The sequence below is a fragment of the Streptomyces sp. NRRL B-24572 genome (assembly GCF_002156145.1).
Classification (GTDB): Bacteria; Actinomycetota; Actinomycetes; order Streptomycetales; family Streptomycetaceae; genus Streptomyces; species Streptomyces vietnamensis.
In genome coordinates, this window is the sequence record NZ_MWIG01000103.1 from 1 (window position 1) to 10509 (window position 10509).

Below are 10509 nucleotides of genomic sequence, written 5' to 3' on the forward strand. Positions count from 1 at the left end.
CACGCCAAGGGCATGAAGGTCTTCTTCGACGTCATCACCAACCACACCGCCGACACCGTCGACTACGCGGAGAAGAAGTACGGCTACCGCCCCAAGGGCGCCTACCCGTACCTCGACGCCTCGGGCCGCCCCTTCGACGACCGTACGAAGATCGGGAAGGTCGACGCGGACTCCTTCCCGTACACGCCGACGACGACCGGCGGGAAGGTCCCGTCCTGGCTGAACGACCCGACGATGTACCACAACCGGGGCGACTCCACCTGGGCCGGGGAGTCCGCCGAGTACGGCGACTTCGTCGGCCTCGACGACCTGTGGACCGAGCGTCCCGAGGTCGTCGAGGGCATGAAGGAGATCTACGAGAAGTGGGTCCGGGATTTCGACATCGACGGGTTCCGCATCGACACCGTCAAGCACGTGAACCTGGACTTCTGGACGCAGTGGGCCACCGCCCTGGACAAGTACGCGGCCGAGCAGGGCCGTGAGGACTTCTTCATGTTCGGCGAGGTCTACTCCGCCGACACCGCCGTCACCTCCCCGTACGTCACCCGGGGCCGGCTCGACGCCACCCTCGACTTCCCCTTCCAGGACGCGGCCCGCGCCTTCGCCTCCCAGGGCGCCGGAGCCGACCGCCTCGCCAAGGTCTTCGCCGAGGACTACCGGTACACCACCGACAAGGCCAACGCCTACGAGCAGGTCACCTTCCTCGGCAACCACGACATGGGCCGCATCGGCACGTTCCTGAAGCAGGACAACCCGAACGCCTCCGACGAGGAACTCGTCCGCCGCGACCGCCTCGCCAACGAGCTGATGTTCCTCTCCCGGGGCAACCCGGTGATCTACTACGGCGACGAGCAGGGCTTCACAGGACCCGGCGGCGACAAGGACGCCCGCCAGACCCTCTTCGCCTCGAAGACCGCCGACTACCTCGACGACGACCAGCTCGGCACCGACCGGACGCACGCCTCCGACGCGTACGACACCACGCACCCGCTGTACCGGTCGATCGCCGCCCTCTCGAAGCTCACCCGGGAGAACCCGGCCCTCCGCGACGGCGTCCAGCAGGAGCGGTACGCCGAGGGCTCCGTCTACGCCTTCACCCGTACGGACCCGAAGACGCGCACCGAGTACCTGGTCGCCGTCAACGGCGCCACCGGGCCGAAGACCGTCACCGTCCCCGTCGACTCCGCCGCCTTCCGCACCCTGTACGGAGGTCAGGGCGCCGTCACGGCTGCCGACGGCAAGGTGACCGTCACCGTCCCCGCCCTCTCCTCCCTGGTCCTGAAGGCCGACGCCCCGCTGCCCGCCCCGGCGAGCAGGCCCACCGTGACGCTCAGGGCCCCGGCCGCCGGCTCCACCGGCACCGTCGAGCTCTCCGCCGACGTCACCGGCGGCGGCCTCGACCGGGTCGTCTTCGCCGCCCAGGTCGGCGACGGCCGCTGGCGGACCCTCGGCACCGCCGACCACGCCCCCTACAAGGTCACCCAGCACGTCACCGCCCCCGCCGGCACCGCCCTGCGCTACAAGGCCGTCGTCGTGGACAGCGCGGGCCGCACCGCGAGCGCCCTCGCCGCCACCACGGCGGGCGCGCCCCCGGCCCCGGAGAAGCCGGTCGCCGTCGAGCGGGCGTACGCCGTCGTGCACTACAAGCGCGCGGACGGGAACTACGACGGCTGGAAGCTGAAGGCCGCGGGCCAGGAAGCCGCCTTCACCGGCCGCGACGCCTTCGGCGCCTTCGCCTGGGTGAAGGCCCCCGAGGGCGCCTCCACCGTCACGTACACCGTCGAGAAGGACGGCACCGCCGACGGCCCGCAGCGCAGCATCAACCTCGGCCGGACCGGCGAGGTCTGGATCACGCAGGGCGCCGACGGCCAGTCCGACACCGACCCGGCCCCCGCCACCCCGGACAAGACCAAGGCCGTCATCCACTACAAGCGCGAGGACGGCGACTACGACGGCTGGGGCCTCCACCTGTGGACCGGCGCCGCCCAGCCCACCGACTGGTCACGGCCGCTGATGCCGACGCGCGTCGACGCGTACGGCGCGGTCTACGAGGTGCCGCTGGCGGACGGCGCGAGCTCCCTCTCGTACATCCTCCACAAGGGCGACCAGAAGGACCTGCCCACCGACCAGTCCCTCGACCTCTCCACGTACGGGACCGAGGTCTGGCTCCTGGCCGGACAGCCCAAGTACCTCCTCCCCACCACCGGCGGCACCCCGAACCTCGACCTCGGCAAGGCCGAGGCCCAGTGGATCGACCGGAACACCGTCGTCTGGAAGGTGAAGAGCACCGACGCCACCAGCCAGCAGCTGGTGTACGCCGAGGACGGCGGGATCACCGTCACCGACGGCGCCCTCAGCGACGAGGGCCGCTGGCTCCGCCTCACCCCGTCCGCGCTCACCGACGCCCAGAAGGCGAAGTTCCCGCACCTCGCCGCGTACCCCGCCTTCACCGTCGACCCGCGCGACGCCGACCGGGTACGGGACTCCCTGCGCGGCCAGCTGATCGCCACCCAGCGCGCCGCCAACGGCGCCCTGCTCGCCGCCACCGGCGTCCAGACCGCCGGCGTCCTCGACGACCTGTACGCGCCGAAGGCCACGCAGGCGCAGCTCGGCCCGGTCTTCCGGAACGGCCGCCCCACCCTCTCCCTCTGGGCCCCCACGGCCCGGTCCGTCGCCCTCGAACTCGACGGGAAGAGCGTGCCCATGCGGCGCGACGCCACCTCCGGCGTCTGGTCGGTCACCGGCCCGCGCGACTGGGCGGGCAAGCCGTACCGGTACGTCGTGAAGGTCTGGGCGCCGAGCGTCCAGAAGGTCGTCGAGAACCGGGTCACCGATCCCTACTCCACCGCCCTCACCACCGACTCGGCCCGCAGCCTCGCCGTCGACCTCACCGACCCGGCCCTGGCCCCCAAGGGCTGGAAGGAGCTGAAGAAGCCCGCCGCCGTGCCGCTGCGGGACGCCCAGATCCAGGAACTCCACATCCGGGACTTCTCGATCGCGGACGGGTCGGCCGAGGCCGACCACCGGGGCACCTACCTCGCCTTCACCGACAAGGACAGCAAGGGCTCGCAGCACCTGCGCGACCTCGCCGCCTCCGGCACCTCCTACGTCCACCTCCTCCCGGCCTTCGACCTCGGCACCGTCCCCGAGAAGAAGTCGGACCAGACCGCCCCCGCCTGCGACCTCAAGGTCTACGCCCCGGACTCGGCGGAACAGCAGGCGTGCGTGACCGCCGCCGCGGCCGAGGACGCCTACAACTGGGGCTACGACCCGCTGCACTACACGGTTCCGGAGGGTTCCTACTCCACCGACCCGAACGGCACCCGCCGCACGGTCGAGTTCCGGCAGATGGTCCAGGCCCTCAACGGCGACGGGCTGCGCACCGTCATGGACGTCGTCTACAACCACACCGTCGCCGCCGGACAGTCCGACAAGTCCGTCCTCGACAGGATCGTCCCCGGCTACTACCAGCGCCTCCAGGCCGACGGCTCCGTCGCCACCTCCACCTGCTGCGCCAACACCGCGCCCGAGAACGCGATGATGGGCAAGCTCGTGGTCGACTCGATCGTCACGTGGGCGAAGCAGTACAAGGTCGACGGCTTCCGCTTCGACCTCATGGGCCACCACCCGAAGGCCAACATCCTGGCCGTACGGAAGGCCCTGGACGAGCTGACCGTGGCGAAGGACGGCGTCGACGGAAAGTCGATCATCCTCTACGGCGAGGGCTGGAACTTCGGCGAGGTCGCCGACGACGCCCGCTTCGTCCAGGCCACCCAGAAGAACATGGCCGGCACCGGCATCGCGACCTTCTCCGACCGGGCCCGCGACGCCGTGCGCGGCGGCGGCCCCTTCGACGAGGACCCGGGCGTCCAGGGCTTCGCGAGCGGCCTGTACACCGACCCCAACACGTCGACGGCCAACGGCACCCCGGACCAGCAGAAGGCCCGCCTCCTGCACTACCAGGACCTCATCAAGGTCGGCCTGACCGGCAACCTCGCCGACTACGCCTTCACCGACACCTCGGGCCGTACGGTCAAGGGCAGCCAGGTCGACTACAACGGCGCCCCCGCCGGGTACGCCGCCGCCCCCGGCGACGCCCTCGCCTACACCGACGCCCACGACAACGAGTCCCTGTACGACGCGCTCGCCTTCAAGCTCCCAGCGGGCACGTCTCCGGCCGACCGCGCCCGGATGCAGGTCCTGGCCATGGCGACGGCCACCCTGTCGCAGGGCCCGGCGCTCTCCCAGGCGGGCAGCGACCTGCTCCGCTCCAAGTCCCTGGACCGCAACTCCTTCGACAGCGGCGACTGGTTCAACGCCATCCACTGGGACTGCCGCGACGGCAACGGCTTCGGCCGGGGCCTGCCGCCGGCCGCCGACAACCGCTCCAAGTGGTCGTACGGCAAGCCGCTGCTCGTCAACCCGGCCCTGACGGTCGGCTGCGCCCAGATCGACGGCGCCTCCGCCGCCTACCGGGACCTGCAGAAGATCCGCACCACCGAGCCGGTCTTCTCCCTGGCCACGACCGACCGGGTCCAGGAGGCCCTGTCCTTCCCGCTCTCCGGCCGCGACGAGACCCCGGGCGTGATCACGATGCGCCTCGGCGACCTGGTGGTCGTCCTCAACGCGACCCCGGCGAGCACCTCGCAGAAGGTCGCCGACCTGGCGGGCAAGGGCTACGCCCTCCACCCGATCCAGGCCGCGGGAGCGGACACCGTCGTGAAGTCCGCGTCCTACGACCAGGCCTCGGGCACCTTCACGGTCCCGGCCCGGTCGGTGGCGGTCTTCAAGACGAACTGAGAGCGGGCGCGGGCCCACACGGCGGTGGGGCGCCGCCCCTCAGGCCAGGGCCTTTTCCATCAGCCGCACCGCGTACACGCGGCCATCGGCCCCCACCTTCTCCAGGTGCGGGCCGACGGCCGCGTACCCGGCCCCCTCGTAGTACGTCCCCAGGACCGGATTGCGCGCCTCGCAGTCCAGCCGGGCCAGCGTCCGGCCCGAGGCCGCGATCCGGTCCTCCGCGTGCGCGAGCAGCACCCGCCCCGCACCGGCGGGCGCCGCCTCCCGGTCGGTCATCAGCCGGTGCACGTACCCGGCCACCGGCGGCTGCGGCCCCCAGACCTCCCGGTCCTCCCACCACAGCTCGTACGCCCCCACGGGCCGCCCCTCGTGCGCGGCGATCCACACCTCGCCCCCGGCGATCCGCGTGCGGAAGTGTTCGGGGCCGCGGGCCCCCGGCTTCCACTGGTCGATTCCATTCCGCACCATCCAGTGCGCGGCCCCGTCGAACAACCCCACCAGAAGGTCGAGATCGCGTTCGTCCGCCTGCCGGAAGGTCACTTGTGCGTCCATGGCCCTCACCGTAAAGGTGTGGCCAGACATCCGACAGCCGTATTCCTTCTGGCCAGGAGTGCCCCCATGCCGCAGATCACCGTCGACTACTCCGCGCCCCTCGACCGGCGCGGCTTCGCGCTCGCCCTGCACCCGATCGTCGTGGAGACGGTCGACGCCACGCTCGACGCGTGCAAGACCCGGTTCCGGGAGGTCGAGGAGCTGGTCGTCGGCGACGGAGCGGCCGACGACCACATCGTGCACGTCGACATCGCCCTGCTGGCCGGCCGTACGGCCGAGGCCAAGGCGCGGCTCTCGGACGCCGTTCTCGCCCTGCTGCCCGCCTACCTCAAGGCGAAGGAGGGGGTCCACCTCTCCGTCGAGGTCCACGACCTCGACGGCTCCTACCGCAAGCGCTGATCGGGTACGTGGGGCATGAGAGCCGAGAGCCTGGCCACCAGGTCCCCGAAGGGGCCGTCGGCCGGCTCGCCGGCGAGGATGCCGACCAGGATCTCCGCCATGTCCGGGTCGTACGCGGCACTCACCGCCGCCAGCGCGGCGAAGTCGTGCACGAGCTGGAGTTCCAGCTCGGCGCGCGGCACCCGGCGGCCGTCCAGCCAGAGGAGCGCCGTCGACTCGGCGAGCGACACCCAGGAGCGGACGACCAGTTCGAGCCGCGCGGAGGGCTTCTCGACCTCCAGGTGGGCGAGGATCTGCTCGTACGCGGCCTGCCGGACCTCGTCGATCATCGCGTTCGTCGTGGACGAGCCGACGGCGGGCCCGCCGCGCATCAGCGCCGCGAAGCCGGGCCCGTGGTCGTCGACGAAGTCGAAGAACCGGCCCATCACCCGCAGCAGCCGCGGCCCGAGCGGTCCGCGTGCCGGTTCCACGAACCGGGCCGCCAGTTCGTCCGCCGCCCGCCGCAGCGCCGCCTCGTAGAGGCTCTGCTTGCCGGGGAAGTAGTGGTAGACCAGCGGCCGCGAGATGCCCGCGGCCGCGGCGATCTCGTCGATGGAGACCTCGTCGGGAGAGCGGTGGCTGAAGAGCTCGAGGGCCACCCCGATCAACTGCTGCTTGCGCTCCTCGACGCCCATCCTGCGGCGTACCCCGGTCGTCATACGAACAGCCTAACCGCGTCCGTTACGCTCCTGCCCCATGAGCGCTGCCGACCAGGACATCCCGAAGGCCGAGGCCCCGAAGGCCGATGAGCCCCAGGAGGCCGAAGAGGCCCAGGAAAACCCCGACTCCCCTGAGGCGGAAGAGGAGTCCCCGGGGTCCCCGGAGTCCCCGGAGCCTTCGGAGTCCGAGGCGTCTGCCGGCGGGCTCACCCCGAAGCAGGCGCGGCGGCTGCGCGTCGCCGCCGCGTCCGTGCTCCTGGTCGCCCTGGCCGTCGTGCTGGTCATCCGGCTCGCGAGCCGTACGTCCGTCCTGGTCGTCGGCGTGTACGGACTCGCCATGATCCTCTGCGGGATCGTGATCGAACTCTCCCGCAACGGCCGCACGCGACTGGGCACCTGGCTCCTGGCGGGCGGCCTCCTCACGGCACTGGCCCTGGACTGGCTGGTCCTGCCGTAGCCCTCGTCAGAGGTCTCAGAGGTCTCAGAGGTCGAGGACGAGCCGCTTCCCCGCGCACCGCGAGACGCAGATCAGCATCGAGTCGTCCCGCTCCTCGTCGGTGAGCAGCTCGTCCCGGTGGTCGATCTCGCCCTCCAGGAACCGCTGTTGGCAGGTCCCGCAGAAGCCCTGTTGGCAGGAGTACGTGATCCCCGGCAGCTCCTCGCGTACGGCCGACAGGAGCGACTGGTCGGCCGCCACCGTCAACGTACGCCCGGAGCGGCGCAGTTCGACCTCGAAGGCGGTGCCGCCGGTCGTCGCGGCGGCGGTGAAGCGCTCGAGCCGAGGTGCCCGGCCCTCGGGCACGGCCGCGCCCACGGCGTCCATCAGGCCGTCGGGCCCGCAGCAGTAGACGGCGGTCTCGACGGGGAGCCGGCCGAGGAACTCCAGGTCGGGGAAGCCGGATTCGTCCTCGGCGACGACCGTCACGCGCTCGCCGCCGAGCCGTTCGACCTCTGCCAGGTACGGCATGGTGGCCCGGCTCCGCCCGCAGTACACGAGCCGCCAGTCCGCCCCGGCCGCCTCGGCGGCGCGCAGCATGGGCAGGACCGGGGTGATGCCGATGCCGCCGGCGACGAAGACGTACGCGGGGGAGTCGACGAGCGGGAAGCGGTTGCGGGGCCCCCGGATCTCGATCTCCACGCCCTCGTGGAGCTGCTCGTGCACCTCGCGCGAGCCGCCGCGCCCGTCCTCGATGAGGCGGGTGGCGACGGTGTACGTGTCCGTCGCGGCCGGATCGCCGCAGAGCGAGTACTGCCGGACGAGCCCGGAGGGCAGGACGAGGTCGATGTGGGCGCCCGGCTGCCAGGCGGGCAGACCGGCGCCCTCCAGACGCAGTTCGACGACGCCCTCGGCGGGCGTGGTGCGGCCGGTGACCAGGACCTTGCGGGGGACGGTGCTGCCCCGCCCGTACCCGGAGACGGGGGTGTCGAGGGCGGGCATCGGCCAGAGCGGGGCGGTGGTCATGCGGCTGCGGACGGCGCGGCGGACGAGCAGCGCGGCTCCGGCGACGAGGGCGACGGTGGTGAGGCGGGGCATCAGCGGCCTCCGTTGGCGCCGGGGGAGGAGGCCAGGTAGGCCATGGCCTGCGCGGTGTTCCCCTCCTGGGAGGGGTGGTAGGCGCGGCTGAGGTAGCGGGGTATGGAGCGCAGCATGGCCGGGGTGGAGGGCAGGACGCCCTGCCGCCCCTTGCGGACGAAGTCCGCGAAGGAGGCCTTCGGGTTGACGAGACCGGGGTCGTTCTCCATGAAGAAGCGGATGCCCCGCTGCCAGAGGAAGACGAGCGCGGAGAAGGCGAGCGCCCAGGTGCGGGCGCGGCGCCGGTAGCCGCCGTCGAGGTGCATGAAGAGCTCGAAGGCGACCGCGCGGTGCTCGACCTCCTCGGCCCCGTGCCAGCGCAGCAGGTCGAGCATGGTCGGGTCGGCGCCGACCCGGTCGAGCTCGTCGGCGTTGAGGACCCAGTCGCCGAGGAAGGCGGTGTAGTGCTCGATGGCGGCGATCAGTGCGACCCGCTCCATGAGCCACCAGCGGCGCGGCCGGCCGGGCGGCAGGGTCCGGTCCCCGAGGAGCTTCTCGAAGAACCAGTCGACCTGCGCGGTGTACGGGGTGGGGTCGAGGCCCAGCTTCCGCAGGTGCGGGAGGACGTCGTCGTGCGCCTGGGAGTGGATGGCCTCCTGGCCGATGAAGCCGATGACGTCCTCGCGCAGCCGGTCGTCGGTGATGTACGGCAGCGCCTGCTTGTACACGTGGACGAACCAGCGCTCGCCGGCCGGGAGCAGCAGGTGCAGCACGTTGATGGTGTGCGTGGTGAAGGGGTCGCCCGGTACCCAGTGGAGCGGCGTCTCTTCCCAGTCGAAGGAGACCTTGCGGGCCTTGAGCTCGATGTGCTCCGACGCCACCGGTGCAGGCTGCGTATTAGACATGACGTCAATGTACTGAGGGGTAAGGGGCTGGCAACAGGTGCGTGCGCGGTTTTTCGCACCTGTTACCTGCGGTCACCGACCTCCGGTCACCCGCCTGCGGTCACCTGCCTCCGGTCACCGCAGGGCGCTCAGCCGCGTCCCGTCCTCCAAGGTGCCCGTCAGGTCCGCGCGGCTGCCCGAGGCCGCCCTGACCGCGAGGAGGGGGCCGTCGGACCGGCCCTTCACCCCGTGCGAGAGCTCGAGCGCGGTGAACTGCCCGCTGCCGGCAGCCATCACGTACCAGCTCCCGCCCGGCGCCTGCCACAGCACGCCCGCGAGGACCCGGGGATCCCGCACCCCGCAGGCCGGCGAGCCCTCGGAGCGGGCCGCGAGCGCGGCCGGGACCTCGGGCGACGGGACCAGGAACTGGGCGAGGACCCGGCTGCCCGTGCCCCGCCAGGTCTCCGCGCGCGTGCACACCCAGGTGCCGAGCCCGGCGCCTTCCGGCAGCGGCTGCCGGGCGTACCGCCAGGCGTTCACGGAGCGCACCCCGTGCGCCCGTACCGCCGTCAACTGGCAGGCGGTCCGCGCCCAGTCTCTTTGCGCCTCCGGCCCCGTCGCGTCCACGGGTGCGGCGGGCGGCCCCCAGAGCAGCCGGGCGGGCGCCGGCTCGCCCAGGTCGGTGAGGATCCTGACCCCTTCGCGGTCCCGTACCTGAAGGGTGTTCCAGCGGGTGCAGCCGCCGGTCTGTGCGGGGCTCGGCAGGGGAGCGGTCACCCCGTCGGCGTCCCGCGCGAGCGGCCAGGGGGCCTTCGCGGGCGCGAGGAGGTCCCGTACGGCCGTCTCCCGGACCCAGGGGGCCGTCAGATAGCGGACGTTGCCCGCCGTGCGGGAGACGACGAGCGCGGCCGCGTCGGCGGTGTCGGCCGCGTCGGTGCGGGCGAAGTCGAGGGCGGCGCCCGCCGTCCCCTCGACCGGCTCCGCGTACCGCACGGCCCGCAGCCCGTCGTGGAAGAGCACGACCCGCATGGCGTCGACGCGGCCCGCGAACAGCAGCTGCGGCGGCCCCATCGGCGGCCCGACGGGAGTCCCGGGCGTGGCGGACGACCGTACGGAGTCACCGGGCCGGGCCCACACGGCGAGCGCCCGCCGCAGCAGCGCGCCGTCGCCGGTCAGCCCGCCGCGCGCGGGCCACACGGAGAAGTCCTGCCGGCTCGCGCCGGGCCACACCGCCGGATCCACCCGCTTGACGGCACCGGGGTCGAGGGCGGCCTCGGCGGCGGGGTTACGGGCGTACGAGGGCGCAGCAGCACCGTTTCTGCCCCAGCCGTCACCGGGCAGTCCGAGCAGCGTCCCGCACACGACGAGCGCCACGACGGCGACGAACGCGGCCCGCGCGTGCTGCCGTCGCCGCATCAGATCGGTCGGCCGCGCCTGCAGGGCACACGGATCGAACTCGTCGGACTCCAGCAGGGCGGCGCCACTGAGACGACGGGGGAGACCGGGCCCTCCGGCACCCGTCGGTCCTCCGGGTGCGACGGTCCCGGCGGTGCCGCCGTGAGCGGCCGGCCCGGCGGCTTCGCCTGTGCCGTATGCGCGTCCGCCGGAGTCACCCGCGCGGCCGTCCCGGCCCGCGGCGCCACCGCCGGCGGCACGGCCACCG

Annotated in this window: 7 protein-coding genes and 1 pseudogene; 3 read left to right on the top strand and 5 right to left on the bottom strand. The window is 72.7% G+C overall.

Translation table 11 applies throughout. The annotated features are described in order from the left end of the window. Positions 1 to 4800 (top strand): pullulanase-type alpha-1,6-glucosidase (pulA, locus tag CCN56_RS06480; RefSeq protein ID WP_086824446.1); only part of this gene is annotated, 4800 nt, incomplete at its 5' end. 39 nt (positions 4801 to 4839) lie between these two features. On the opposite strand, the gene CCN56_RS06485 is transcribed toward pulA, so the two are convergent. After that, positions 4840 to 5352, bottom strand: coding sequence for a GNAT family N-acetyltransferase (locus CCN56_RS06485; RefSeq protein WP_256961812.1), 513 nt, complete (start codon positions 5350 to 5352; stop codon positions 4840 to 4842). A gap of 66 nt (positions 5353 to 5418) precedes the next feature. Here CCN56_RS06485 and CCN56_RS06490 point away from each other — a divergent pair, with 66 nt between their 5' ends. Further along, complete coding sequence (locus CCN56_RS06490; protein WP_086824450.1) at positions 5419 to 5751, top strand: 5-carboxymethyl-2-hydroxymuconate Delta-isomerase; 333 nt, start codon at positions 5419 to 5421, stop codon at positions 5749 to 5751. Here CCN56_RS06490 and CCN56_RS06495 read toward each other — a convergent pair. Further along, positions 5736 to 6449: a TetR/AcrR family transcriptional regulator gene (locus CCN56_RS06495; protein ID WP_086824451.1), complete on the bottom strand. Its 714-nt coding sequence runs from the start codon at positions 6447 to 6449 to the stop codon at positions 5736 to 5738. The genes CCN56_RS06490 and CCN56_RS06495 overlap by 16 nt on opposite strands. A gap of 37 nt (positions 6450 to 6486) precedes the next feature. On the opposite strand from CCN56_RS06495, the gene CCN56_RS06500 reads away from it, so the two are divergent. Continuing rightward, positions 6487 to 6906 carry a hypothetical protein gene (locus tag CCN56_RS06500; protein ID WP_086824453.1) on the top strand — a complete coding sequence of 140 codons (420 nt, stop codon included), beginning with the start codon at positions 6487 to 6489 and terminating at the stop codon, positions 6904 to 6906. A 24-nt stretch (positions 6907 to 6930) separates the two neighbouring features. Here CCN56_RS06500 and CCN56_RS06505 read toward each other — a convergent pair whose 3' ends face one another. The 3 genes and pseudogenes from CCN56_RS06505 to CCN56_RS06515 form a co-directional block, all read right to left on the bottom strand. Continuing rightward, complete coding sequence (locus CCN56_RS06505) at positions 6931 to 7983, bottom strand: PDR/VanB family oxidoreductase (RefSeq protein WP_086824454.1); 1053 nt, start codon at positions 7981 to 7983, stop codon at positions 6931 to 6933. Then, a complete protein-coding gene (locus CCN56_RS06510; protein WP_086824455.1) occupies positions 7983 to 8867 on the bottom strand; it encodes a metal-dependent hydrolase in 885 nt (294 codons plus the stop codon). Before CCN56_RS06510 ends, CCN56_RS06505 begins: the two co-directional genes overlap by 1 nt. A gap of 114 nt (positions 8868 to 8981) precedes the next feature. Next, a pseudogene (locus CCN56_RS06515) lies at positions 8982 to 10509 on the bottom strand (hypothetical protein); the annotation flags it as partial.

Excerpts from the sequence above, each read along its gene's own strand:
- CCN56_RS06485 (WP_256961812.1), bottom strand. The coding sequence starts at position 5,352 with ATGGACGCACAAGTGACCTTCCGGCAGGCGGACGAACGCGATCTCGAC.
- CCN56_RS06490 (WP_086824450.1), top strand. The coding sequence starts at position 5,419 with ATGCCGCAGATCACCGTCGACTACTCCGCGCCCCTCGACCGGCGCGGC.
- CCN56_RS06495 (WP_086824451.1), bottom strand. The coding sequence starts at position 6,449 with ATGACGACCGGGGTACGCCGCAGGATGGGCGTCGAGGAGCGCAAGCAG.
- CCN56_RS06500 (WP_086824453.1), top strand. The coding sequence starts at position 6,487 with ATGAGCGCTGCCGACCAGGACATCCCGAAGGCCGAGGCCCCGAAGGCC.
- CCN56_RS06505 (WP_086824454.1), bottom strand. The coding sequence starts at position 7,983 with ATGCCCCGCCTCACCACCGTCGCCCTCGTCGCCGGAGCCGCGCTGCTC.
- CCN56_RS06510 (WP_086824455.1), bottom strand. The coding sequence starts at position 8,867 with ATGTCTAATACGCAGCCTGCACCGGTGGCGTCGGAGCACATCGAGCTC.